Raw genomic sequence first — 25,972 nt, forward strand, 5'->3', positions numbered from 1 at the left:
AAGGCGCAGCACCATGCCGCGCCTTAATCATTTAATCATCCGCAAATATTAACGATTAAGCAATACCCGTGCCTGTCCCGCAATTTGCGCCAACATGGCAAGGCTTAACATACCGCCTTGGCGTGCCTGTGTGACAAGATGTTTAAATTGCTGAATCCGTGCAAGGTGCATATCCCCCCAACGTTCAATAAATCCGTCCATATCGCCGCGTGAACGGTTTAAAAAATCAAGCCGCATTTGTTGTAAATCACGCGCAATCCCTGCAACCAATAATTTTTCCCACGGGTCGGAAGGCTGCATCTGCACCGCCATACGCTGTGCCCAACCAAGGCCAAGCATATCGCCAATTTTCACAAATGCCTGCGCCACATCTTCGGGGGTTAGTTCACGGTTCAGCGCCAAATTGACAATGCCAATTGCCCCATCCACTTTTTCCAGACCCAATAATATTTGCACCAATTTTGTCGGCGCACCAGATTGCTGCAGGGAAATAATGCTTTGTTCTGCCTCTATACGCGCGTCTTGGGTCAAAATATCATCGACATTTTGTTGCAATTTAGAAATTTGCCCAGACAAAATCTCCAAAATTTCCCCAATGGGACGATGTAATAAATCGGTCCGCATTAAATCGGCCATGTGCAGGCGTGTCGCCTTGGCCAATCTAGTATAAAGCGCCAATCGCGTTTCCTCATCCACCTTTGCGGTGGTGATGTCATCAAAAATCGCGGTTAAATTAAACAATCTTTCGATGATAATATATGCCTTGGCCACCTCGGCAAGGGGTGCGCCCTCTTCCTCGGCAAGTTCAAATGGATGCAACATCCCCATACGGTTAATAATCCGATTGGCGATTTTGGTCGCGACAATTTCGGTCCGCAACCGGTGGGATAATAACGCATCTTTATGCGCCTTTACCAGCATGGGCGGAAATGCAGCCAATAATTCGCTGTCCATTGCCGCATCATCGGCAACATCAATGCCCTCTATCGCATCTTGCAGGGCGATTTTTGATGTTGATAAAATAACCGCCAATTCAGGCCGCATCAAACCAAATCCTTCGGCGCTGCGCCGCTGCAAATCATCATTGGCGGCAATGCCCTCTACCTGACGGTCAAGGCGGCCCTCACCCTCAAATCGTTCGATTAAACGAAGATAAGACGCCATAGCCTCCGCCCCATCGGCCTGTGCAATGGATAAAGCCAGCGCCTGCGCACGATTATCATCAAGCACCAATTCGCTGACCGCATCGGTCATATCGACCAATAATTTATTGCGCTTTGCCTCGGCCAAATCACCCGCAACCATTAAACGGTTAATCGGGATTTTGATATTCACTTCATTATCCGAACAATCAACCCCCGCGCTATTATCAATAAAGTCGGTGTTGATACGCCCGCCTTTTAAAGCATAGGATATGCGCGCGGCCTGGGTCACGCCCAAATTCGCGCCTTCGCCAATGATTTTCGCTTGAATATCCTCTGCATTCACCCGAATGGCATCATTGGATGGATCGCCCACCTCGACATGATTTTCGCTCCGCGCCTTAATATATGTGCCAATGCCGCCCATCCATAACAGGTCAACTGGTGCTTTTAATAATAAGGTCATTAACGCGCTTGGTTCAATTTCCTTTTCCTCAATATTTAACATATTGCGGATTTCGGGCGTTAATTTAATGCTTTTCGCGCTGCGTGGGAAAATCCCGCCACCCTTTGAAATCAGCTTTGGATCATAATCTTCCCAACTGGAACGGGGAAGGTCAAACATGCGTTTGCGTTCTTTCCACGCTGCCGCCGCATCGGGATTGGGGTCGATGAAAATATGGCGATGGTCAAATGCCGCAACCAATTTAATCGCCTTGCTTAACAACATGCCATTGCCAAACACATCGCCCGACATGTCGCCAATGCCAATGACGCGGCTTTCATCTTTTTGCACATCCATTCCCATTTCAAGGAAATGGCGCTGCACCGAAACCCATGCACCCTTTGCCGTAATGCCCATCGCCTTATGATCATAACCATATGACCCACCGCTGGCAAAGGCATCGCCCAGCCAGAAACCACGCTCCGCCGCCAATGCATTAGCCACGTCGGAAAATGTCGCTGTGCCTTTATCCGCCGCGACCACAAAATATGGATCGTCCGCATCATGGCGCACAATCGCATCGGGATGGACAATTTTATCATCCACAATATTGTCGGTTAGGCTAAGCAAGCTGCGGATGAAGATACGGTAAGATTCCTTGCCCTCCTCAAACCACTTGTCACGATCATCGGCCATATTAGGCAACATTTTGGGATAAAATCCGCCCTTTGCGCCCGTTGGCACAATGACCGCATTTTTCACCCGCTGCGCCTTCATCAGGCCAAGCACCTCTGTTCTAAAATCATCGCGCCTGTCGGACCAGCGAAGCCCGCCCCGCGCCACTGGCCCTGCACGCAAATGAATGCCCTCCACGCGCGGTGAATAAACCCATACCTCCCGCCATGGTAGCGGCTTTGGCAAAATGGGAATTTTGCTGCTGTCAATTTTAAATGCCAAAGCCTGCTGTGCGGAGGGGGCAAAGGCATTGGTACGCAGCACAGCCAAAATCAAACTGTTGAGCAAACGGATAATCCGGTCATCGTCAATCGCGCTTACCTGTGCCAAATCTGATTGTATTTTTTTGCAAATTGCTTTGCTTTCTACCTCCCGATCGCCTGACCAATTTGGATCATGACGCAGGGTGAATAAATGGGCCAATGCGGCGGCAATATGCGGCACTTTGTTCAATGCATCGACAAAGGTTAACAAACCATAGCTAAGCCCCGCCTGGCGCAAATAACGAAACCATGCGCGAAACCAAATAACCGCCTGTGGCTCTAATCCAGCAACGGTAATCAGCTTGTTAAAACGATCATCCTCTGCCGCGCCTTCCAACACATCGACAATGGCCTGTTCCAAAATCTCTGCCCTTGCGGCCAAATCCTGTGACGCAACTTGATTAGTCCCCAATAGGAAATCATGAATATAGCCAAAGCTTTTTTTCTCGCCCTCGTCATTTTGGCTGACCAATTCGGTGGGGGTTTCCTCCACCACGGAAAATCCAAAATTTTCAAGCGCGGGCACGGCATCGCTTAAATGCAATGACCCATCCAAATTATAAATTTTCAACCGCAGGCGATTTTCATCATCACCCTCGCGCAAATAAATGCGGACATTTTTTTTGCCCTCGCGTTCCATTTGCACCATGCGCAGCAAATCTTCGGCCGATTGTTCAATACCGTGGCGGGTGCGATATTCCACCGGCACCATCGGGCCAAAGCGCGATACAATGGCCGCGGCCCGTTTCGCGTCGCTTTGTTCGGCCAAATATCCCTCAACCGCCGGTTCCCAGCCGCGAACCATCAGGCGCAATTTCGCGTCCAGCGCATCTTCATCTACGCGGATTGAACGGTCGGGTAAATCCAACGTATATCTTAATAGGGCAAGGCCACCTTCTTCCAACCCAATGGTCCAGCTTAATAATTTTGCCTGCGCCGCTTCGCACACCATATCCCCGATAATCCGGCGCATATTGGTGGACACATCATCGCGTTGCAACCACACAAAAACCGACAAATGTCGGCCCAATGGTGAACGCACCGCGATTAATTTGGGGCGCGGCCTGTCCGATAATGACATTGCACTTAATGTAATGCGCTCTAAATCCTCTGGCTTTAACGACACCAATAAATCATGCGGCAGGCTGGTCAAACTATGCGTCAATGCCTTGCCCGCATGGCCTTGCGGATCAAAGCCAAATTTGTTCAATAATTCGCTTTGCCGTTGGCGCAAAATGGGCACATCCTCTGGCACTTCGGCCAATGCCGCGCTGGTCCACAAACCCGCCGTGATGGACAGGCTTTGCACATCACCCTTTGCATTGCGGTTCGCCACCACCAATAAATCCAATAAAGCAGACCGATGGACCGTCGATGAACGGTTAGATTTTAATACCAATAAATCGGTTTTGGGATTTTGCGCCAAATGCTTCAACGCAAGATTGACACTGGGCAATGATAAAATTGACCCGTCAATCGAATGGGCAATACCCTTTTTCGCCGAAACCTTCCCCTTATTATCAACAATTTCATGCGCCAATATGGTCATTTGGCCATCGGCAAACCAATTGATTAAGGCCGCTGCCTCACTATCGCGAATATTTTTGGCATCGGCGCGCAAAATATCCACCATATTGGGCCAATCGCCAACCGCCCCGCGCACATCGCCCAGAACCTGTTCAAGGATGATTTTCAAATTTTGCCTTTTTGCCGCGTCCACACGGTCCGCCTCTATATAAATTACCGACTCACGGCTATGCCCCTCCATCGTTTTGCCAAGGTCCGCACGCGTTCCGGCAATGGATGATAACCGCCCATCATTATCGCGCACCAAATGCAAAACTGGATGGATTAAACGCTCTATCTCCAACCCCGCATTGCCCAATGCCGCCGACACTGAATCCACAATGAAGGGCATGTCGTCATTTATAATGGCGATACGCAATGCCAAGCGTCCGGCATTATTGGTAAATGTTTCCACCGCAACCAAGGGCCGATTATCATCACGAACCAGCCCCAGATTTAACGCGAATAACGCCGCTTCCTTTGCACTATTTTCATCAAATCCGTCATTCTCTCCTGGCAATGCATGGTCAAGGAATGAAGCTATTGTTTGTGAAAGAAGATCTTTATTTATATCTTGCTCGACAATTTTTTGAGACATATGTTCCCTTTATTTCCGCTAGTGTAACCATCTATTTTTAACGTGGTCTTGGCCTTCACATATGCGCCCATAAACATATTTGCGCAACATAGTTTCAATATAAAATAATATATAATAGCTTGCTTTGATATTTATGACGGCATTCTATCCTTGCCGTTTGCGCTTCTGTAGGTAAATATGATGCAGATAAAAATAATAGAGGGTGAGAAGAAATGGCAATTTGGTTTAATATTGCATTGTGGAAACGCGTGGTCGCCGCGCTTATTTTGGGAATTATCGTTGGCCGTTTATGGGGGCCTGATGCCGAAAGCCTGAAATGGATTGGCGATTTTTTCATTAAATCGGTCAAAATGCTGGTTGTGCCGTTAATTTTCTTCTCACTTGTTTCTGGTGTGGCGGCGATTGGCGATTTACGCAAATTGGGCCGCGTGGGTGGCCGCGCCATGTTATTATTCATCATTTCTGGTCAAATTGCCGTGTGGATGGGATTATTTCTTGGCACTATTTTCACCCCCGGATCGGGCATTGATCCAGATAGCCTGCCCAAGGTGGTGAAAGAAATTGGCGATATTAAAACATGGCAGGAAACCATATTGGCCATTGTCCCGGAAAGCCCGGTTCAGGTCATGGCCAATGTGGATGTTTTGCCTTTAATCGTTTTTGCCATGTTAATCGGCATTGGCATTTTAATGGCCAAGGAAGAGGGCGAGCCTGTTGCCAAAATTTTCGACAGCGGCTCTGTCATCATGCAAAAGGTAACCATGGTGGTGATGGAATTAACCCCTTTTGGCGTTTTCGCCCTCATGGCATGGGTGGCCGGCACTTTGGGATATGACGCGCTGGCCGCGCTGGGCAAATTGGTGTTGTTCAACTATATTGGCTGCATCCTGATAATCGGCCTGATTTATTCTGCGATGATTAAATTTTTGGCCAAAGTACCCGTGATGGACTTTTTTCGCGGGATTGTGGATGCCATGGCGGTCAGCTATTCCACCGCATCTTCCAATGCGACCTTGCCTGTTACCCTTCGCTGTGCACAGCGCAATTTGGGCGTCTCGCAAAGCGTGTCCAGCTTTGTCATTTCTTTGGGTGCAACCATTAACATGAACGGCACGGCGATGTATTTGGGCCTTGCCACATTATTCGGCGCACAGGTTTTTGGCGTGGATTTAAGCTGGGGTGATTATTTCACCATTTCCATTTTGGCGACATTTGCCGCCATTGGCGCGGCGGGCATTCCCGGCGCGGGCCTTATCATGATGGCATTGGTGTTTACCGGTGTGGGCGTGCCATTGGAAACCATTGCATTGGTGGCGGGCGTTGACCGGATTATGGACATGATGCGCACCACCACCAATGTGTCGGGCGATGCCGCCGTGGCCGTCACCGTGGCCAGCATGACGGGCGAGCTGGACAGGGCCGAATTGATTAGCGCGGATGATATTTAACCCGCGCATATCACAACATTATTTTATATAAAAAAGGCCGGATATATGTCCGGCCTTTTATTATTTTTAGAATATTAAAATGACATTAATCCGCAAAAGGATCGCGCACCAAAATTGTGTCATCCCGTTGCGGTGAGGTGGAAACCAATGCCACGGGTGTTTCGATTAATTCCTGCACACGTTGAATATATTTAATCGCCTGCGCGGGCAAATCGGCCCAGCTACGTGCGCCTGCGGTGGTTTCCTGCCACCCGTCCATTTCTTCATAAATGGGTTCAACCGCCGCCTGATCATTGGCATTGGCGGGGAAATAATCCAAAATTTTACCATTTAGACGATATCCGGTGCAAATGCGGATTTTGTCAAACCCGTCCAAAACATCCACCTTGGTCAATGCAATGCCGGTCACGCCCGAAACGGCACAGCTTTGCCGCACAATTACCGCATCAAACCAACCACAGCGGCGCTTACGCCCCGTCACCGTGCCAAATTCATGTCCGCGTTCACCCAGACGCTGTCCGGTTTCATCCTCCAACTCGGTAGGAAAAGGACCACTGCCCACGCGGGTGGTATATGCCTTTACAATGCCCAAAACAAATCCAGTAGCATTTGGGCCAAGGCCCGAACCACTGGCCGCCGTGCCCGACACGGTGTTCGAACTGGTCACAAAGGGATAGGTGCCATGGTCCACATCCAACAACACGCCCTGCGCACCTTCAAATAATATACGCGCGCCTGCTTTACGCACTTTTTTAAGCCGCTTCCAAACGGGCTGTGCAAATTGCAGGACAAAATCGGCAATTTCCGATAGGTCACTTAACAATTTTTCCACATCAATGGGCGGTTGGTCAAATCCTGCGCGAAGCGCATTATGATGCGCCGTTAACCGATCAATTTGCGCGGATAAATCATCCAAATGCGCCAAATCACAAACACGAATGGCGCGGCGGCCCACCTTATCTTCATATGCAGGGCCAATGCCGCGTCCGGTGGTGCCAATTTTGCCCGCACCCGCCGCCGTTTCACGCAGCGCATCCAAATCACGATGGAACGGCAAAATCAATGCGCAATTATCCGCAATGGCGAAATTTTCGGGCGTAATGGTAACGCCCTGCCCTCGCAATTTTTCCATTTCATCGCGCAATGCCCATGGGTCAAGCACCACGCCATTGCCAATAATCGACAATGTGCCGCGCACAATACCCGATGGCAAAAGCGATAATTTATACACATTTTCGCCAACTACCAATGTATGGCCCGCATTATGGCCGCCCTGAAACCGGACAACTGCGTCGGCACGTTCGGCCAACCAATCAACAATTTTGCCTTTACCTTCATCGCCCCATTGTGCGCCAATTACGGTTACATTTGCCACTAAACTCGCCCCTTTTTAGGTGAAATTATTAAACCGTGCCCTCCCTAGTCAACACAGATAGATTCGTCCAGCAATACCATTTACAGGGTTACAATTTGACACAAATATTCATTTTGAAAATCCATATCATATCGCCATAATGGCAACATAATAATATGGGCGCATTTTTTAATCAAAAATATATAGGTGACATTTGATGCGAAAAAATATCCATAAAAATATCCTTATCATCACAGCCATCGGCATTATGTCCACTGCGGCATTGGCCGCACAACAAAATGAACGGCCATGCCGCGCAGAAATTAAAAAATTATGCGGCAATGATCGCGAAAATTTGCGCCAATGCGTTAAGGATAATTACGAAAATATGTCCGAAAATTGCAAAATGGCGATAAAGGATCGCGCCCAATCCCAGGGGCAAGAAAATCCGCGCCGTGCAAAAAAATCTGATGACTCCAAATTTATGGGTGGGGCGAAAACATTTTCCTATGGCGATAATCGCAAAATGGCCGTTGATTTTTACCCGCCCAAAAATATTCGCGCCGCAACATTGCCCCGCGCCCAGAAACCAGCGTTAATTTTATATATTCATGGCGGTGGATGGCGCAATGGCGATAAAAAAATGGTGGGGAATAAGGCGGAATATTTCACCCAAAATGGCTATGCCTTTGGGTCAATTGGATATCGATTATTACCCGATGCCCCCGTTGAAACCCAAATTGATGATGTCGCAGCGGCAATTGCCATGATGCGCAGCAAGGCGGCAGAGCTTGGCTTTGATGGCGATAATATCATTTTAATGGGGCATAGTGCAGGGGCGCATCTTGCCGCCTATATGGGCACGGATGAACGCGCCACTGGCACAAATTTTCGCGCCATAAAGGGCATTATCCTGTTGGACGGGGCGGGATATGATGTTGAAAAAAACATGGCCAGCGAACCCTTTGTTACCAAGAAGATTTATGAAGATGCCTTTGGCACAGACCCTGTTCGGCAACGCGCATTATCCCCCGCAACTTACACCAATGGATTAAACGCCTCCAATTGGCTCATCCTGCATGTCAGCAACCGCGACGCCTCTTCGCAGCAATCCACCATATTGCAGAATTTATTGGTGAAAAATGGGGCAAATGTGGTGCGCCAATCGGTGGATATGACCCATGCCACCATTAACCGCGATTTTGGCAATGATGATTATCCCGCCGCCGCGCAAGTGCGCGAATTTTTAAAGGGATTTTAACGCCATCATATTTTTAACGCCATCATATAAATTGCAAATTATGGATGTGGCGCATTTTAATCCGGCTTTACACCCGTTTTAATGCGCCGCCTTCAAAAATATGGCTGCATCCCAATTTTTTCGCATCATCAGCCTCGCTTAACGCGGTGACCGTGCGCCATCCATTTTCACGAAATTTTTTGCCCTGTATCTCATCATGACCCAATGGCAGGAACAGGAAATTATCCCCGCCCATATTGCCATTTTTTTCAAATAATGGATCGGGATATAACGAAAAACCAATGGCCGGTTCATCATGCGCAGCGCCGCCATTTGCAGAGGCATTTTTAATATTATAAGCCCCGCCGCGCCCAATGGCTTCATTATGCCCACGTGCAAAAATGGTAAATCCAAACCAGCTTTGATATTCAAAACCATGGCGTTCGGTGGGGTCCAATGTCACCTGCACTTTTGATGATATGGGCGCAACAATGCCGCGCAAATCGGCAATGCTTTTCGCCATGACCCCATTTTTGTCAAAGGTGGATAATTTTTCCAATGCAGGTTCAAACGCCCCCATCATAGAAAGCAAGGGCATATATTCATCCGCGCCCAATGATACGAGCGCCCCTGCATCTTTCATGTCCAGCGCGTGCTGCACCTCTGCCCTTTTGCCTTGTTCAATCGGCATAGGTCCACCCGCCAATTGGTCAAATAAATCAGGCAAATTTATATCAATGGTAATGCCATTCACCCCGGCGGCCAATAACGCCTCCACCGCCATGGATAAAATTTCCCGCGCGGCAGCAGGGCCATTATAACCGATAAGTTCAGCGCCAAGCTGTGTCTGTTGGCGTTCGGGATGTAATTGATCGGCGCGTAATTTTACCACTGTCCCTTGATAACAAAGGCGCAAGGGGCGCGGTGCATCGGCCAATAATGATTGCGCAATACGGGCAATTTGCACGGTCATGTCGGACCGCATGGCGAGCATATTTCCGGTTAAGGGATCGGCTGCGCGTAATAATTTTTGCGCGGCGTCCCTGCTCATATTTGCGCGAAGTCCCGCCTCATTTTCCACCAATGTCGGCTCAACCCTGCGATAGCCATAGCCCGCCAAAATGTCGAGCAAACAGCGGCGAAGACGCGCTGCGCTTTCCGCCTGTGGTGGCAGACGGTCATGAAAGCCGCTAGGCAAGATCATATCTTTTTTATCCATAAGCGGCTTTCTACTTAATTATACATGCTGGGCAAGCCCTATTATACATGCTGGGCAGGCCCTATATTATCGATTAAATTAGAAATTCAGCGCCTTTACCGTTTTAACGCCCGGCAATTTGCAAACATTCCACAATACGGCTTCTTCAATCGGGCTATCAATGGAAAGCAGCAATACCGCCTCCCCGCCCGCATTGCGGCGGCCAAGGTGGAATGTGCCGATATTCAGCCCCGCCTCGCCAAGGGTTGAACCAATTGACCCGATAAAGCCCGGCGCATCTTCATTGACAATATAAAGCATATGTCCGGCCAAATCAGCCTCCACCTTAATGCCGAAAATTTCAACCAAACGCGGCGCTTTATTGGCGAATAATGTGCCGGCAACCGATTTTTCGCCTTCGCTTGTTTTGGCGGTCACGCGCAATAATGTGTGATAATCGCCTTCGCGCTCATGACGAACCTCTGCCACATTTAACCCGCGCTCTTTGGCCAAATATGGCGCATTGACCATATTGACCGTGTCGGAATAACGTCGCATCAATCCGGCCAAAACCGCACCAGTAATGGGTTTAATATTTAATTCAGCGGCCGCGCCCTCCACTTCAATCGCGATGGATTCAATTTCTTGCGCATTTAATTGGCCAAGCAATGTGCCCAAATTTTCAGCCAGCGCCATATATGGCTTTAATTTTGGTGCTTCTTCGGCCGACAGGCTGGGCATATTTAACGCATTGGTCACGCCGCCATTCACCAAATAATCGGATAATTGTTCGGCCACCTGTATGGCGACATTTACCTGCGCTTCATTGGTCGATGCTCCCAAATGCGGGGTGCAAATGAAATTTGGCGTGCCGAATAGCGGGCTTTCTTTCGCTGGTTCTTTGGCAAAAACGTCCAAGGCTGCGCCTGCAACATGGCCGCTGTCCAATGCCTCTTTCAACGCCGCTTCGTCAATTAAGCCGCCACGTGCACAATTGATAATCCGAACGCCCTTTTTGGTTTTGGCCAGATTTTCCTTGCTTAATATATTGCGGGTATCATCGGTTAATGGGGTGTGCAGGGTGATGAAATCTGCGCGGGATAATAGCCCGTCCAAATCCACCTTTTCAATGCCCATTTCCACCGCGCGTTCGGGGGTTAAAAATGGGTCAAATGCCACCACCTTCATTTTTAATCCCAATGCACGGCTGGCCACAATGCCGCCAATATTACCCGCGCCGATTAAACCTAAAGTTTTGCCGGTCAATTCCACGCCCATGAAACGGTTTTTTTCCCATTTACCGGCCTGTGTTGATGTATCGGCCTCTGGCAATTGGCGGGCCAGCGCGAACATTAATGCAATGGCATGTTCTGCGGTGGTGATGCTATTGCCAAATGGTGTGTTCATCACCACCACACCGCGCGCCGATGCGGCGGGAATATTAACATTGTCAACACCTATGCCCGCACGGCCCACCACTTTTAAATTGGTGGCGGCGGCCAAAATTTCTTCGGTCACCGTGGTTGAACTGCGAATGGCTAGGCCGTCATAGTCGCCAATAATTGCCATTAATTCTTCGGGGGTTTTACCCGTAATTTCGTCCACTTCGCATCCACGCTCACGAAATACTTCTGCAGCGCGGGGGTCCATTTTATCGGAGATAAGGATTTTTGGTTTTGTCATAATTTATGCTTTCAATTTTTCTGGCAAAAATGGCGAATATATTTTCTTCGCGCCAATATTTTTTAGGCATTCTGCCAAATGATGATGGGGAAATTGCCCCCCCAATAATGGCGGGGGGCAGTTATAATTTATCCGGCTTTTACGCTGTGATATGCCCAATCAAGCCATGGGCCAAGCGCTTCTATATCCGCGCTGTCAACCGTTGCGCCGCACCAAATGCGAAGGCCAGCGGGCGCATCACGATATCCCGCAATGTCATAGGCGGCATTTTCCGCCTCCAACAAACCGGCCATTTTTTTGATGAAGTCCGCATCCGCGCCCTCCACCGTTAAACATACCGATGTGGTCGAACGGGTGGCGGGGTCGGCCGCCAAATGGCCAAGCCAGCTGCGTTCTTCGACAATTTTGTTTAAGGCGGCGGCATTGGCATTGCTGCGTGCCATCATGCCTGATAATCCGCCAACCGATTTGCCCCACTCAAGCGCGAAAATTACATCTTCCACCGCCAACATGGACGGTGTATTGATGGTTTCGCCCTTAAAAATACCCTCAGCCAATGCGCCTTTCGACATTAAACGGAAAATTTTGGGCAAAGGCCATGCGGGCGTATAGCTTTCAAGCCGTTCCACAGCACGCGGGCCAAGGATAATCACGCCATGTGCGCCCTCCCCGCCCAGCACCTTTTGCCAGCTAAATGTCGTAACATCCAATTTATCCCATGGCATGTCATAGGCAAAAACCGCACTGGTCGCATCGTTAAAGGTTAAACCCTTGCGATTATCGGCAATCCAGTCACCATTGGGAACGCGTGCGCCCGATGTGGTGCCATTCCATGTGAACACAACATCATCGTCAAAATTTACTTGGGACAAATCAGGAATTTCACCATAGGGCGCATTCATGACATTTGCGTTTAATTTTAATTGTTTATTCGCATCGGTGACCCAACCTTCACCAAAGCTTTCCCAGGCAAGCATGGTCACGCCGCGCGCGCCCAGCATGGACCACATGGCCATTTCAACCGCGCCAGTATCACTGCCCGGGACAATGCCAATGCGGTGGGTGTTGGGCACTTGCAAAACATCGCGCATTAAATCAATGGCAAGCTGCAAACGCGACTTGCCAATTTTCGCGCGGTGCGAACGGCCCAAAGAATCTGTTTGTAATTTATTCGCTTCCCATGTCGGCGGCTTCGCGCACGGACCAGAGGAAAAATATGGCCGCGCAGGACGCAGCTGTGGCTTCTCAACTATACTCATATTGCTTCTCCTTACAGAGAGCTCGCGCGGCGTTGGGACCGCGTGGCCCGTTGATGGCATTAGGTGCAGCAAAACAAATCGTCAAGCAGATAATATTTGGCTTTGATTATTTTATTGTCATGCTATTCATCAACGAATGAATGAAAATGAATTGAAAAAACGGCACTTTTACCGTGCCAAAGAAGAAGCAAAATTCGCAGATAATAGCGAAATTAGCACCCCACAAACCAGCGACCCTGCATATCGGCTTGCCTTTCAGGATAAGGATTTTCTCCTGCGTGAGGAATTGCGCCCTGTGCGGTTTCAATTGGAATTATTGAAACCCGAAATGCTGTTGGAGGAAGCGGGAATCGAATCAACATTGGTTATTTATGGTTCGGCACGAATCCCCGAACCGGCAAAGGCCGATGCGTTAATGGATGCCGCCACCGATGATCGCAGCCGCGAAATCGCCGGCCGGTTAAAGGAAAAATCCAAATTTTATGATGAGGCGCGCAAACTTGCCCGAATCGCCAGTGAATGCGGCATAGTTGAGCCCGATGGCAAACGCCATTTTGTGGTATGTTCGGGCGGCGGCCCATCAATTATGGAAGCGGCCAATCGCGGCGCACAGGATGTGGGCAAGGAATCCATCGGATTAAATATTGTTCTGCCCCATGAACAAGCACCGAATATATATGTCACCCCATCCTTATCATTCCAATTTCATTATTTCGCCCTGCGCAAAATGCATTTTTTAATTCGCGCCCGCGCGGTCGCCGCCTTTCCCGGCGGGTTTGGCACTTTTGACGAATTATTTGAACTTATCACCCTTATCCAAACGGGAAAAATTGAACCCCTGCCCATCGTCCTATTTGGCAAAGATTTTTGGAACAGAGTGATAAATTTTGAAGAATTGATGCTGGAGGGAACAATCAGCCCATCTGATTTGGACCTGTTCCATATTGTTGATGATGCAGAGGAAGGATGGGACATTATCCGCAAATTTTACGATTTGCCCTGCGGATAATTTTCCCGCAAAATATCATTTTTCATAAATTGAAATTGTTAATCGCATAAAAAAGGGCCGCGAAAGCAGCCCTTTTTCTTAAATTATCATATAAATTATTTTGCAGCTGGTGCTGCCTCGCCCTCAGCAGGTGCAGCAGCAGCATCACCCTCTGCAGGTGCGGCTTCACCGGCGGCTGGCGCAGCAGGTAAAGGCAGATTAGAGCCAAGGCTGTTTAGATATAGAATCAAATCGGCGCGTTCCTGCGGCTTACCCAAACCGGCAAAGCTCATTTTCGTGCCATCAGCATATTTTTTCGGGCTGGTCAGCCATTTGTCCATTTCTTCAAATGACCATGGTCCTTGAACAGCTTTCAACGCGGGGGAATAATCAAATCCAGCATGTCCGGCATGTGGTTTACCCATTGTGCCCCATAAATTTGGCCCAATACCGTGCGCGCCGCCCTGTGTCGCAGTGTGGCATGACGCGCATTTCTTGAAAATAGTTTCACCCTTTGCGATATCGCCACTGGCCAATAAAGTCGCCAAAGGCACAGCAGATTCGCCGCCGCCTTCGCCGCCGCTTTCAAGGCCCTCTATCGAATATCCTGCCTTGCCTTCCTCTATCTCACCCGCATGAAAATAGGTGCTGCTGGCTATATATAGGCCCAAAGCGACAATACCGCCGCCCAAAACCCAGCCTGCAATTGTGTTGCTGCGATTATCCATCGAAAACTGCTCCGCTATTTTAATTTGCCGTCATTATACGGCATGGTTTCATCGCTACCCTCTAATACCCTGAGCCGCTCTGTGCAAGAACAGATTATGACATTTATGCGCCAAAGCGTTAATTTTTGTGCAATGATGACATAATCATGCTTGCGAATATCGCCTTGGCTTTCTATCGAACATTATCATGATGGAAAATTATCCTAAAATTGCGCAAAAATTGGTCGATGAAATGACCAAGGCTGCTGCATTATCGCCCGAAAAAACCGTTTCTTTTCAAGGGGCACCGGGTGCAAATTCGCATTTGGCCGCGATAAATTATTTTCCAGATGGCCTGCCCTTGCCCTGTTTTTCATTCGAAGACGCGATTGATGCGGTAAAGGATGGCATTGCCGACCATGCGATTATCCCCATTGAAAACAGCCTGCATGGCCGCGTAGCCGACATTCATTTTCTATTGCCCGAATCCGGTTTATCGATTGTGGGCGAATATTTTATGCCGATACAGCATTGTTTAATGGCGAAATCGGCGGCGCTTTCCATTAACGCCGCGATAAGCCACCCACAGGCGCTTGGCCAATGTCGTTTATATTTACGCCGCAAAAATATTAAACCCATTTCCTATGCCGATACAGCAGCGGCGGCGGCATTGGTCGCGGATATGGATATGGCGGATAATCAAAATGGGCAAAATGGGCAAAATGGACAAAATAGCGCGGCCATCGCGCCCAGCCTGGCGGCAAAATTATATGGTCTCAGCATTATTGAACAGGGAATAGAGGATGCAGATCATAATATGACCCGTTTTGTCGTTCTGGCGCGGGAGGCAGCAAAATATAACCAAAATAATGCGCAGCAACATGTGATGACCACCTTTATTTTTGAGGTAAAAAATATCCCCGCTGCATTATATAAGGCAATGGGCGGATTTGCCACAAATGGGGTGAATATGACCAAATTGGAAAGTTACCAATTGGGGGGAAGTTTTTCCGCAACCGAATTTTACGCCGATATTGTCGGCGCACCGGGCGATGAGGCGGTGGACCGCGCCTTGGCCGAATTGGCATTTCATTGCAAAAAATTGCGCATTTTGGGCACATATCCCATGGCGCGTAAACGCGGATAGATTTTTTTACCAACATCAAATAATAAATTATTTTACATTTTGAACGTCAAAAGCGCACGACTCACCGAATATGGTGGGTTTTTTTGCCGACTTTAATTTGACATTAACCATATTCCCTCAATATGACGGCCCAATAGAAAAAAAGGCCCAAATGGGATTATATCGCGTCATAATGAATAAAATGTCATGAAATCAATTTCGTCATCATATGATAATATCGCCATAAATGGCATGGATGATCAGTGCGCAAATGCCGGTGATGCGGATATGGCCCATGACGTAAATATTGCCCCTATTCCAGACAATGAAACACAGGAAACAGGCCCGCAAAATTCAAAATTTACATCATTTATCAATAATATTCGTAACTTTACCGCCGATGATTTGGCGGTTGATTTGGCCGATAATATTGGGTCGGGCAAATGGTTTCGCGGGCTTGCCACCCTGTCCGGATTTTTGGCGCTATGCATCGCATTAACCCCCGATTTTGGCCCAATTTATGGGGCGCAGGCCGCACAACTAAATGAAGATGAATTTGACCAATTGCGCACGCAAATGATTGTGCCGATCGCCTATGGCAGCGATAGCGGCATTAAAATGGCATCGCGTGATAATGTGCGCGCTCTTTCATCCAGCCCCGAACGGCCCACCATTACATTATCCGCCACCATGGGCAGAGGGGACAGCTTTGCCCGTGTTTTACAACGCGCCGGGGTCAGCGCACAAGATATAGGCGCGGTCAGCAATTTGGTTTCTTCTGCCGTGGCATTGGGTGATATTCCATCGGGCACGGCGCTGCAAATCATGTTGGGCCGCCGGACCAGCAAAAATTCACCCCGCCCGCTTGAAACATTGTCATTTCGCGCAAGATTTGATTTAAATTTATCAGTCGCGCGCACCAATGGCGCATTATCGCTTAGCCGCGATAGCATTTTGGTGGATAATACCCCGCTGCGTATCCGTGGCACAGTGGGCAACAGCCTGTTCCGATCGGCCCGTGCGGCGGGCGCACCGGCGGATGCGGTGCAAAAATTCCTGCGGGTGATTGACGCGCAAATGTCGGTTGATAGCATTCGTTCTGGCGATGAATTTGACATCATTATTGATTATAAACGTGCCGAAACCGGCGAGGTTGAGGTTGGCGATTTATTATATGCGGGCATTGATCGCGGTGGCCGGCCCAAGGTGCAAATGTTAAAATGGCAAAGCGGGTCAAGCACCCAATGGTTTGAGGCATCGGGCGTGGGCGAAAGCAGAGGCGAATTTGGCCGTCCGGTCAATGGCCGTATTTCATCGGGATATGGTATGCGCCGCCACCCCATTTTGGGATATCGCCGAATGCATGCAGGTATTGATTTTGCCGCGCCCCATGGCACCCCCATTTATGCTGTGACCAGCGGAACAGTGCGTTATTCGGGACGCAAGGGCGGCAATGGCAATTATGTGCAAATTGACCATGGCAGCGGCCTTGCCACCGGATATTCGCATTTAAGCCGGATTGCCGCACGCAGCGGGCAAAATGTGCGGCGCGGCCAAATTATCGGCTATGTCGGATCAACCGGATTATCAACCGGCGCGCATTTACATTATACATTATATAAAAATGGCCGAACGGTGAACCCCATGTCGGTTAAATTCACGACCAAGGCACAATTATCCGGCGCAGAATTGGCACGTTTTCGCGGCAAATTAAATGCATTAAAATCGGTCAGCCCCGGCGCCGCTTTGTCACCGTTAAAGGCGCGTAAAACCGAAGCTGATGCAAATTTGCGCGAAATTGACCGTGTTTCTGCCGTTACGCCCGCCCAGCATTTGGGCCGAACAACCACCAAGGCACAGTTTAATATTTAAGGGCGCTTAAAGCGCAAGATAATAAAATCGGCCAATAATATTATCGGTTAATAGTATAATCGACACGCTATAGAATTGCTTGAGCATCGCGGGGCAAATGACTATGCATATTTTATGAATAATAATATTTCTTTTCCCGCCACGCGCCTGCGCCGTTCCCGCATGAATAATTGGTCACGTAATATGGTGCGTGAAACCGCTTTGTCCCCGTCTGACCTTATCTGGCCATTATTTATTATTGAGGGCGAAAATCAACGCGAGGATATAGGCAGCCTTCCTGGTGTGTCGCGCATGTCGGTGGATTTAATTTTGAAAAGCGCGGCAGAGGCGATTGATTTGGGTATAAATTGCCTTGCCCTATTTCCTAACACGCCGCCCCATTTGCGTGATGAAAATGGCAGCGAGGCATCAAATCCGGATAATTTAATGTGCCGCGCCACCCACGCGATAAAGGATAAATTTGGCAATAAAATTGGTGTTTTAACCGATGTTGCTCTTGATCCCTATACCAGCCATGGGCAGGACGGAATTATTGATAAGGACGGCCAAATATTAAATGATGAAACCGCCTCTGCCTTGGTTGATCAGGCTATCAATCAGGCAAATGCAGGCGCAGACATTATCGCGCCCAGCGACATGATGGACGGCCGCATTGGCGCCATTCGCCGCGCATTGGAAATGAACAATCATCCCAATGTGCAAATAATGAGCTATGCTGCAAAATATGCCAGCGCCTTTTACGGGCCATTTCGCGATGCGGTGGGGTCTGGCGGATTGTTAAAGGGCGATAAAAAATCATATCAAATGGACCCCGCCAATAGTGATGAGGCTATGCGCGAGGTGGCATTGGATATTTCCGAAGGCGCGGATTATGTGATGGTGAAACCGGCATTAAGTTATTTGGACATTATATACCGCGTCAAAAGCGAATTTGCCGTGCCAGTTTTCGCATATCAAGTATCGGGTGAATTTGCGATGGTGGAGGCCGCAGCAAAGGCAGGCATGGGCGATAGGGACGCGATGATGATGGAAAATTTATTGTCGATAAAACGCGCGGGTGCCAATGGTATTTTGACATATTTTGCACCGCAAGCCGCCAAAATATTGGGCAAATAATCGGCGATGAGCGATATTATCCTTGAAACAAAGCGCACCATATTGCGCACCCAAAAATCGGGCGATATTGACGCGTTCATGCTGCATTTGAATATTGAACCGGTCATGCAATTTTTGGGCGGGGTTCAAGAACGCCATCAGGTGGAGGCATTATTTGCCCGTATGGCGGCATGTCAGGCCCAATTTGGCCATAGTTTTTACATTGTTCAAGATAAGGATGATGGACAGGTTTTGGGTTTTTGCGGGTTAAAAAGGGTGAATAGTGCGGGCACAAATTTAACCAATAATTTTGAAATTGGCTGGCGTTTGCGCCGCGAAATTTGGGGAAATGGCATTGGATTTGAAACCGCCCATGCGGTCATGCAACATGGATTTTCCCGCCTGCGCGCGCCCCATATTGTCGCCTTAACAATAAAGGAAAATTTGGCATCAATTGCCCTGATGCGCAAATTGGGCATGGCCCGCGCCGCGCATTTGGATTTTAATGATCCCGAAATGCCATTTGGATTGAATAATCCGATCATTGTTCATGAAATAAAGGCAGAAGAATTTGCAAAATAGCCCAGCCATCAATGACAAATTGATCGATAATTTTCATCATCTATATTCGGGTCGCGGCTTAATTACCGCCATTATATTTTTGGGCAGTTTTTTATTATTCATGGTGCAACCCATGGTCGCGCGCATTGCCTTGCCCGAATTGGGCGGTTCTTCATCGGTATGGAACAGCGCGATGTTGGTGTATCAATGTTTACTATTGGCCGGATATGGCTATGCCCATTTTCTGTCGAGCAAATTGGGGCGGCGGCAATATATTATCCACCCCATCATCATGTGTATCGCCTTTGCCCTATGGTTGCCCTTTGCGCTTTATGTCCCGCATTTTGCGGTGGATTTCTCCCCATTTTGGCGCGTACCAATAATGTTTATTTTCTCCATTGGCCCACCATTTTTCATTATCGCTGCACAGGCCCCCTTAATGCAAATATGGTTCAGCCGCACCGCGCCATTGGCCAATCCCTACCCCCTATATGCGGCATCAAATTTGGGCAGTTTTTTCGGCCTTTTATCCTATCCTTTTTTAATTGAGCCCTTTTTTGCGCTTTCAACACAAAAAAATATATGGGCGATTGGCGGCTGCCTGCTTCTTTTATTGGTTTGTGTCCTTGCATGGCGCACATATTTACATGACAAAATATCGGATAATAAGAACAATGCTCCAGACCGCCCTTTAAAGGTGACGGAGGAAAATTCACCCAATATTATCACATGGAAAAAACGCCTATTATGGCTGGCCCTGTCGGCCATTCCGTCCGCATTCATGCTATCCACCACCACCCATATCAGCACGGATATTATTGCCATGCCCATGCTGTGGGTGCTGCCGCTCGCCCTCTATCTGCTCAGCTTCACCATCGCCTTTTCCGATCGGCAAGCCATGGCCAATATTATCGCCATTCTTGCCCCATGGATGATATTGGCGGCGGGCGCGATTATATTTTATCTCGATAGCCGCGCCAATTATTATTCCTTATTATTCAGCCCGCTTTTATTATTGATATTGGCCACGGCGCTGCACCAACGATTATATACCCTGCGCCCCGATGCTTCTTCGCTGACCATATTTTATTTATGGATGGCAGCGGGCGGTGCATTGGGCGGTATTTTTGCCGCATTGATTGCGCCGTTAATTTTTGATTGGACGTGGGAACATCCTTTATTGCTTATATGCGGGGCAATATTGCTACGTCCCATGTTGATTTTTGGCCTGCCGCGCCATGATAATGGGGCAGTGGAGTCCAGCCAGATTGTGACGATAATCTTCTCCTTTGTCGCGCTTGCCCTTGCCCTCATTTTCACCCGTCCATTTTTCGGCCTGAATGGACAAAGCCAAATATTTCTCATGCTGGTCATGTGGGTAATTGGTATAATTTCCTTTGGCAGTAGGCCCGCCTTCATCATCTCTCTTGCCGCGTTAATGATTGCATCGGGCGCGGATTATATGTTTGATAAAAGCTGGCATGGGCAAAGAGTACGCAGTTATTTTGGTATTTATACTATTGATCAATCGCCCAGCGGCAATGCCCGTTGGTTGACCCATGGCACGACATTACATGGCACTCAATTGGTTAATCGCCCCACCCTGCCGACCAGCTATTACAACCCGAAATCGGGTGTCGGCCTGGCCCTTGCGGCGGCCCCATCGCTTTATACCCGGCCCAATATTGCCGTGGTTGGATTGGGGTCGGGCACTTTATCCTGTTATAAAAAACCCGAACAAAAATGGACATTTTTTGAAATTGATCCAGTGGTGGCCAAAATTGCACAGGATAAAAGGATATTTTCTTTCCTGCATCGCTGTGCGCCCGATGCCAATATCATCATTGGCGATGCGCGCATATCATTGGGGCAAATATCCGATGGGCAATATGATATTTTGGTTATTGATGCCTTTTCATCCGATTCCATTCCCATACATTTATTAACGCAAGAGGCGTTTCAGCTTTACCGCCGCGTGCTGCGTAAAAATGGCATGTTAATTGTCCATATATCCAACCGATATTTTAATTTAGAGCCCGTTTTGGCAGCCGAGGCACAGGGCAAAAAATGGTTCACCGCCAAAAATGATTATAGCCCAACCGATTTGGAAAATAGCCGCGATGGATATCAATCCTCCACTTGGGTGGTGATGGTAAAGGATGAACGCAAGCTTCGTGAATTGGAATTGGCCGCGCAAAAATTACCAAATGCTGCCTCAAAAACATCAAATCATAACGAACAGTGGATTTTATTAAATGATAGGAATAAAGAGGCGTGGCGCGATGATTATTCACCCGTGCTAAAATTGCTTAATGTCGGGAATTTTTAATGTCTTTTGACCATTCTGTTTCAATCATTACCATCAATGGTAAAACGCCAACTATCCACCCCAGCGCCTTTATTGCGCCGGGATGCCGTATTATTGGCGATGTAAGCATTGGCGCGGATGTTAGCATTTGGTATAATTGTGTGCTTCGCGCCGATGTCAGCCACATTGCCATTGGCAATCGCAGCAATATTCAAGATGGCAGCATCATCCATTGCGATGGACCAGATGGGTTAAGCGCGGATGGATATCCCACCATCATTGGCGAAGATGTTCTTGTCGGGCATAAGGCGATTATTCATGGCAGCCATTTGCATGACCGCGCCTTTGTTGGCATGGCGGCCAGCACGATGAACGGATGCGTGATAGAAGGCGATGCGATGTTGGCGGCGGGCGCATTATTAACCCCTGGAAAAAAGGTAAATGCCAAAACTTTATGGGCCGGTGCGCCCGCGCGGATGGTCCGCGATTTATCCGAAGAGGATATTTTGGGAATGCGCGCTGGCGTTGCCCATTATGTCTTCAATGGCCACGCGCATAAATTGGCCGTGTCGGGCGAATAGCCTGTCTTTGTCATTTATATTATAAACACAAAAAAAGGCCGCAAAATGATGCGGCCTTTATCTTTTTGCATGTCGTAAATTTAATTAAAATCCAAATTTAATGGTCGCCCGCACATTAAATGGTTCACCTGTGGAGATATTATTATCATTATGCGCAGAGGGGAAATATTCGGCATCGAACAAATTTTCCACATTTAATTGCACCTGAACATCTTCGCTCAAATCATGGTAAAGCGCAGCATCAACACGTGTATATGACGGCAATTTGGTGGTATTGGAGATAGAGGCAAATTGCGATGATTGATGCGTTAAGCCAAGACCAAAACCGAAATTATCGCTCACATCATAACGTGTCCATGCGGCAAATTGATGTTTTGGTAATTGGGCAAGCAAACGACCGGCGGGCGCCGATGTGGTGGTGCTGCGAATTTCGCCTTCTTGATAGCTATAGGCAAGGCTTGCCTGCCAATTTGGGGTAATATTGCCCGATAATTGTGTTTCAAAACCCTTGGTCCGGGTTTCACCCGTCAACACTATCAATGCAGGATTTAATGGGTCGGATGCGCGTGTATTGGTGCGGTCCAATTGATAAATTGCTGCGGTAAAGGCAAGATCGCTTGCAATATCCCATTTCATGCCAAGCTCATAATTGGTGAAGCTTTCCGGAGCTAGGCTGCTTGTGCTGGCATCCAAAACAGAAAATTGGTCGCCCGATTGCGGCAAAAATGATTTTGCATAGCTGCTATATAATGAAATTTGCTGTGTTGGTTTCACGATTAAGCCGATACGCGGTGAAAATTTATCATCATTGCGTGATGCAGCAAAATTATTGATCCGGTTAACGGTGGATAGCTCAAAACGATCATAACGAACACCGCCAACCAATTCGACCAAATCACCAAATTTTAATTGTGATTGCACATAGGCACCGAAAAATTCAGCATCGGAATCACTGGCGCTGGTCACCGTAGGAAATAAAATTTCCGGCAATGTGGCGGTGCCTGTTGCAAATCCAGAAATTGGCAATGTCAAACGGGTGGAATTTGTGCTGGGCCAATAACCATTGCTACGCTCACTAACGCTTTGTTGATTGCCATATTCTGCGCCCACCAATAAAATATGGTCCAATGCGCCAATATTTGAATTCCAGATTAAATTAGCTTGGGTCACGAAATTTTGACGTTTGGTGCCATTATCATATGAATCCAGCTCCACAGTTGTCGCGGTTGCGCTGCGGGCATATACATTTCTGTAAAATTTGTCATAATCTGTATATTGCGAAGTAATATTTACCTCTACATTATCGTTAAATTCATGCTCCAAGCGGGCCTTGAAATTATGCATTTTTAATGTTGTGTCATTAACACCTTCTTCGCCGAAAAATGCGTCATAATATCCATCAATTGGTTCATTATTTAATGACGGGATACCGCGATCGGTAACGCGGCGGTCATGAACAAATTCATATGCCAATAACAATCTTGTGCTTTCGCCCAAATGCGCGGCATAGCTTGGGTTTACGGCAATACGGCGGCCATTATATTCATCGCGATGATTATTAAATTCTTCATAAATACCGTTGAAACGCACCGCTTCATTTTCACCGCTGGCGAAATTGGCATCTGTGCTAATCGAAAATGCGCCAAAACTATCCACGCTAAGCGTTGCATCGCCAAAGCTGTCTCCTTCTTGCGGGGTTTTGATAACGCGGTTAACCACGCCGCCGCCGCCGCCACGGCCAAAAATCATCGCATTTGGGCCTTTTAACACCTCAACCCGCTCAACATTATAAATGGGGCGGAAATATTGAATATCATCGCGCAATCCATCAACAAAGAAATCGGCGGTGGTATTTTGTCCGCGCAAAGTAATTTGGTCGCGATGCCCCTCACCTTGGCCAACCGAAACACCAGGGACATAACGCAGCACATCACCCAATTCCTGAATTGCCTGATCTTCAATTTGTTCTTCATTAAAAACGGTGATGCTTTGTGGCACATCCTTCACCGCTGTATTGGTTTTGGTGGCCGACACAGTTTCCTTGGTTACATAGCCATCGGTTTTACCGGTGACGATAATGGGTTCGGCATCATCATAATTTGCTGCCGCGCTAACCGCTGCAAATGCAGGGGTCGCCGCCATCATTGCCGCGCCAATCGCGCTGGATGAAATTAACAAGGAATAAGTGGCTTTGGAGAGGGTCATATTTTCAACCTTTTTGATTTTATTAAGAATGGTTCGCATTAGCTGAAATGCTCTTTAGATGAGAATCATTCTCAAAAGCAATAAAAAACATGCATATGAAAAAATAAATATGCAATTTCCTGCAATATTACCTAAACTGTGCCCGAAACATTGATGAATTGAGGATGAATTTTATGAAAGCAACCATTTGGCACAATCCAAAATGCGGCACATCGCGCAAAACTCTGGCCATTTTGGAAGAATCAGGAGTTGATTTGACCATTATTGAATATTTGAAAGATGGTTTTAATAAAGAAAAACTGCGCCAGTTAATAAAGGAAGCAGATATGACCCCACAGAGCATTTTACGCGTCCGAGGCACAATGGCGGAGGAATTGGGATTAACAAAAGCTGGCATTAGCGAAGATGCCATTTTGGACGCAATGGTGCAGCATCCCATTTTGGTGGAACGGCCCATTGTTCAAACGCAAAAGGGCGTTCGCCTATGCCGGCCACAAGAAAAGGTGCATGAAATACTATAAAGCGGCGTTACATCCGCCAGTCAAATAGCATCAATAACAAGGAGCAATATCATGTTACGCAAAATTATTTACGCATTGCTGGGCATGATATTATTCCTATTCATCATTATTGGCATTTGGGGATATGCACCCGATATGCCATTGGATGAATTAAAGGCAAAATATGCCAATAATGAATCCGAATTTGTCACCCTGTCCAATGGTCAAACCGTCCATTTGCGTGATGAAGGATCAAAAAATGCACCAGCAATTATCCTATTACATGGCTCTAACAGCTCGCTTCATACATGGGACGAATGGACCGCATCGTTAAAAACGCGCTATCGAATCATAAGATTTGATCAAATGGGCCATGGTCTAACTGGACCGCATCCTGCATCATGTTACAGCATGGATTGCTATGTTGAAACAGTGGACGCCGTGGCCGAAAATCGCGGCCTGTCATCATTCATCCTTGGCGGCAGCAGCATGGGCGGCGGCATATCCTATGCCTATGCCCGCGCGCATCCTGAACATATTGACGGGTTGATATTGGTTGACCCCTCTGGCGCACCAGATGTTAAAAAGGCAGATTTGCCTATAGGGTTCAAAATTGCCACCATGCCGATTATAAATTTGTCTATGGAATATATCACCCCGCGCGCCATCATCGAACAAAGTTTGAAAGATACGGTCAGCGTGCAATCGGTGAATAGCAAAGAGAAAATCGACCTTTATTGGCATTTACTGCGCCGTGCGGGCAACCGCAAGGCGACAAGGCTACGTATGGCGAACCACGCAAATAAGCCGCAATATGCGCCATTACAAACTTCCCCAATTCCTGTTTTAATTTTATGGGGCGAAGAAGATAAGTTGATAAATGTCGCATCCGCGCCATGGTTTGCCAAACAATTTACCCATGAAAAAGTCATTATTTATAAAGGCATTGGCCATTTACCGATGGAAGAAAATGCACAGCAAAGCGCAGATGATGTACAAAATTGGTTATCCAAATTGGACATTGCTGCATAAAGATGCCGCATAAAGATGCCGCATAATGATGGCTCATAGTCATGGCCCGATAATCATGGCCTGATA

18 protein-coding genes are annotated in these 25,972 nt (G+C 47.9%); 11 read left to right on the top strand and 7 right to left on the bottom strand.

Features of this window, described 5'->3' with window-relative positions; translation table 11 throughout:
• Nucleotides 1-48: 48 nt before the first annotated feature.
• Entirely contained in the window at nucleotides 49-4,749 is a 4,701-nt protein-coding gene (locus LPB140_RS11405) for an NAD-glutamate dehydrogenase (RefSeq protein WP_072559930.1), read from the bottom strand.
• Between the two features lie 212 nt (nucleotides 4,750-4,961).
• Between LPB140_RS11405 and LPB140_RS11410 the strand changes: the two genes are divergently transcribed.
• Entirely contained in the window at nucleotides 4,962-6,197 is a 1,236-nt protein-coding gene (locus LPB140_RS11410) for a dicarboxylate/amino acid:cation symporter (RefSeq protein ID WP_072559931.1), read from the top strand.
• An 85-nt stretch (nucleotides 6,198-6,282) separates the two neighbouring features.
• On the opposite strand, the gene LPB140_RS11415 is transcribed toward LPB140_RS11410, so the two are convergent.
• Nucleotides 6,283-7,572, bottom strand: coding sequence for an adenylosuccinate synthase (locus tag LPB140_RS11415; protein ID WP_072559932.1), 1,290 nt, complete (start codon nucleotides 7,570-7,572; stop codon nucleotides 6,283-6,285).
• Nucleotides 7,573-7,768: 196 nt separating this feature from the next.
• Here LPB140_RS11415 and LPB140_RS11420 point away from each other — a divergent pair, with 196 nt between their 5' ends.
• Nucleotides 7,769-8,812: an alpha/beta hydrolase gene (locus tag LPB140_RS11420; RefSeq protein ID WP_072559933.1), complete on the top strand. Its 1,044-nt coding sequence runs from the start codon at nucleotides 7,769-7,771 to the stop codon at nucleotides 8,810-8,812.
• A 67-nt stretch (nucleotides 8,813-8,879) separates the two neighbouring features.
• On the opposite strand, the gene LPB140_RS11425 is transcribed toward LPB140_RS11420, so the two are convergent.
• The 3 genes from LPB140_RS11425 to LPB140_RS11435 form a co-directional block, all read right to left on the bottom strand.
• Nucleotides 8,880-10,010, bottom strand: a complete 1,131-nt coding sequence (locus tag LPB140_RS11425) for an ATP phosphoribosyltransferase regulatory subunit (protein ID WP_072559934.1) — start codon at nucleotides 10,008-10,010, stop codon at nucleotides 8,880-8,882.
• 78 nt (nucleotides 10,011-10,088) lie between these two features.
• Nucleotides 10,089-11,672, bottom strand: a complete 1,584-nt coding sequence (gene serA / locus LPB140_RS11430) for a phosphoglycerate dehydrogenase (RefSeq protein ID WP_072559935.1) — start codon at nucleotides 11,670-11,672, stop codon at nucleotides 10,089-10,091.
• Between the two features lie 128 nt (nucleotides 11,673-11,800).
• Nucleotides 11,801-12,931 (bottom strand): phosphoserine transaminase, encoded by a 1,131-nt coding sequence (locus LPB140_RS11435; RefSeq protein ID WP_156874208.1) that lies wholly within the window; start codon nucleotides 12,929-12,931, stop codon nucleotides 11,801-11,803.
• Nucleotides 12,932-13,067: 136 nt separating this feature from the next.
• Here LPB140_RS11435 and LPB140_RS11440 point away from each other — a divergent pair, with 136 nt between their 5' ends.
• The gene (locus LPB140_RS11440; protein ID WP_072559937.1) at nucleotides 13,068-13,940 is read left to right on the top strand and encodes an LOG family protein; all 873 of its coding nucleotides are present in this window, start codon (nucleotides 13,068-13,070) and stop codon (nucleotides 13,938-13,940) included.
• 95 nt (nucleotides 13,941-14,035) lie between these two features.
• Here the strand turns inward: LPB140_RS11440 and LPB140_RS11445 are convergent, their stop codons facing one another.
• Nucleotides 14,036-14,647: a c-type cytochrome gene (locus LPB140_RS11445; RefSeq protein WP_072559938.1), complete on the bottom strand. Its 612-nt coding sequence runs from the start codon at nucleotides 14,645-14,647 to the stop codon at nucleotides 14,036-14,038.
• Nucleotides 14,648-14,837: 190 nt separating this feature from the next.
• On the opposite strand from LPB140_RS11445, the gene LPB140_RS11450 reads away from it, so the two are divergent.
• The 6 genes from LPB140_RS11450 (at nucleotide 14,838) to LPB140_RS11475 (ending at nucleotide 22,169) form a co-directional block, all read left to right on the top strand.
• Complete coding sequence (locus LPB140_RS11450) at nucleotides 14,838-15,773, top strand: prephenate dehydratase (RefSeq protein WP_072559939.1); 936 nt, start codon at nucleotides 14,838-14,840, stop codon at nucleotides 15,771-15,773.
• Nucleotides 15,774-15,959: 186 nt separating this feature from the next.
• Nucleotides 15,960-17,624, top strand: a complete 1,665-nt coding sequence (locus tag LPB140_RS11455) for a M23 family metallopeptidase (RefSeq protein ID WP_072559940.1) — start codon at nucleotides 15,960-15,962, stop codon at nucleotides 17,622-17,624.
• A 114-nt stretch (nucleotides 17,625-17,738) separates the two neighbouring features.
• The gene (hemB, locus tag LPB140_RS11460; protein WP_072559941.1) at nucleotides 17,739-18,740 is read left to right on the top strand and encodes a porphobilinogen synthase; all 1,002 of its coding nucleotides are present in this window, start codon (nucleotides 17,739-17,741) and stop codon (nucleotides 18,738-18,740) included.
• A gap of 6 nt (nucleotides 18,741-18,746) precedes the next feature.
• Nucleotides 18,747-19,301, top strand: coding sequence for a GNAT family N-acetyltransferase (locus LPB140_RS11465; RefSeq protein WP_072559942.1), 555 nt, complete (start codon nucleotides 18,747-18,749; stop codon nucleotides 19,299-19,301).
• Nucleotides 19,291-21,609: a fused MFS/spermidine synthase gene (locus tag LPB140_RS11470; RefSeq protein WP_083550381.1), complete on the top strand. Its 2,319-nt coding sequence runs from the start codon at nucleotides 19,291-19,293 to the stop codon at nucleotides 21,607-21,609. Before LPB140_RS11465 ends, LPB140_RS11470 begins: the two co-directional genes overlap by 11 nt.
• On the top strand, nucleotides 21,609-22,169 hold the full coding sequence (locus LPB140_RS11475; RefSeq protein ID WP_072559943.1) for a gamma carbonic anhydrase family protein: 561 nt from the start codon (nucleotides 21,609-21,611) through the stop codon (nucleotides 22,167-22,169). The genes LPB140_RS11470 and LPB140_RS11475 overlap by 1 nt, the downstream gene beginning before the upstream one ends.
• Nucleotides 22,170-22,253: 84 nt before the next feature.
• Here LPB140_RS11475 and LPB140_RS11480 read toward each other — a convergent pair whose 3' ends face one another.
• Entirely contained in the window at nucleotides 22,254-24,374 is a 2,121-nt protein-coding gene (locus LPB140_RS11480) for a TonB-dependent receptor (protein ID WP_072560952.1), read from the bottom strand.
• 173 nt (nucleotides 24,375-24,547) lie between these two features.
• On the opposite strand from LPB140_RS11480, the gene arsC reads away from it, so the two are divergent.
• Complete coding sequence (gene arsC, locus LPB140_RS11485; protein WP_072560954.1) at nucleotides 24,548-24,895, top strand: arsenate reductase (glutaredoxin); 348 nt, start codon at nucleotides 24,548-24,550, stop codon at nucleotides 24,893-24,895.
• A 51-nt stretch (nucleotides 24,896-24,946) separates the two neighbouring features.
• Nucleotides 24,947-25,906, top strand: coding sequence for an alpha/beta fold hydrolase (locus LPB140_RS11490; RefSeq protein ID WP_072559944.1), 960 nt, complete (start codon nucleotides 24,947-24,949; stop codon nucleotides 25,904-25,906).
• Nucleotides 25,907-25,972: the final 66 nt, after the last annotated feature.

Origin of the sequence: Sphingorhabdus lutea (assembly GCF_001889025.1) — a bacterium.
In the GTDB taxonomy this organism is placed as follows: domain Bacteria; phylum Pseudomonadota; class Alphaproteobacteria; order Sphingomonadales; family Sphingomonadaceae; genus Sphingorhabdus_B; species Sphingorhabdus_B lutea.

Bases quoted from the DNA above. Each gene is read 5' to 3' on its own strand.
- arsC (WP_072560954.1), top strand. From the start codon at position 24,548: ATGAAAGCAACCATTTGGCACAATCCAAAATGCGGCACATCGCGCAAA.
- LPB140_RS11455 (WP_072559940.1), top strand. From the start codon at position 15,960: ATGAAATCAATTTCGTCATCATATGATAATATCGCCATAAATGGCATG.
- LPB140_RS11445 (WP_072559938.1), bottom strand. From the start codon at position 14,647: ATGGATAATCGCAGCAACACAATTGCAGGCTGGGTTTTGGGCGGCGGT.
- serA (WP_072559935.1), bottom strand. From the start codon at position 11,672: ATGACAAAACCAAAAATCCTTATCTCCGATAAAATGGACCCCCGCGCT.
- LPB140_RS11435 (WP_156874208.1), bottom strand. From the start codon at position 12,931: ATGAGTATAGTTGAGAAGCCACAGCTGCGTCCTGCGCGGCCATATTTT.
- LPB140_RS11410 (WP_072559931.1), top strand. From the start codon at position 4,962: ATGGCAATTTGGTTTAATATTGCATTGTGGAAACGCGTGGTCGCCGCG.
- LPB140_RS11440 (WP_072559937.1), top strand. From the start codon at position 13,068: ATGAATGAAAATGAATTGAAAAAACGGCACTTTTACCGTGCCAAAGAA.
- LPB140_RS11480 (WP_072560952.1), bottom strand. From the start codon at position 24,374: ATGACCCTCTCCAAAGCCACTTATTCCTTGTTAATTTCATCCAGCGCG.
- LPB140_RS11490 (WP_072559944.1), top strand. From the start codon at position 24,947: ATGTTACGCAAAATTATTTACGCATTGCTGGGCATGATATTATTCCTA.
- LPB140_RS11425 (WP_072559934.1), bottom strand. From the start codon at position 10,010: ATGGATAAAAAAGATATGATCTTGCCTAGCGGCTTTCATGACCGTCTG.
- LPB140_RS11405 (WP_072559930.1), bottom strand. From the start codon at position 4,749: ATGTCTCAAAAAATTGTCGAGCAAGATATAAATAAAGATCTTCTTTCA.
- LPB140_RS11475 (WP_072559943.1), top strand. From the start codon at position 21,609: ATGTCTTTTGACCATTCTGTTTCAATCATTACCATCAATGGTAAAACG.
- LPB140_RS11420 (WP_072559933.1), top strand. From the start codon at position 7,769: ATGCGAAAAAATATCCATAAAAATATCCTTATCATCACAGCCATCGGC.
- LPB140_RS11465 (WP_072559942.1), top strand. From the start codon at position 18,747: ATGAGCGATATTATCCTTGAAACAAAGCGCACCATATTGCGCACCCAA.
- LPB140_RS11450 (WP_072559939.1), top strand. From the start codon at position 14,838: ATGGAAAATTATCCTAAAATTGCGCAAAAATTGGTCGATGAAATGACC.
- hemB (WP_072559941.1), top strand. From the start codon at position 17,739: ATGAATAATAATATTTCTTTTCCCGCCACGCGCCTGCGCCGTTCCCGC.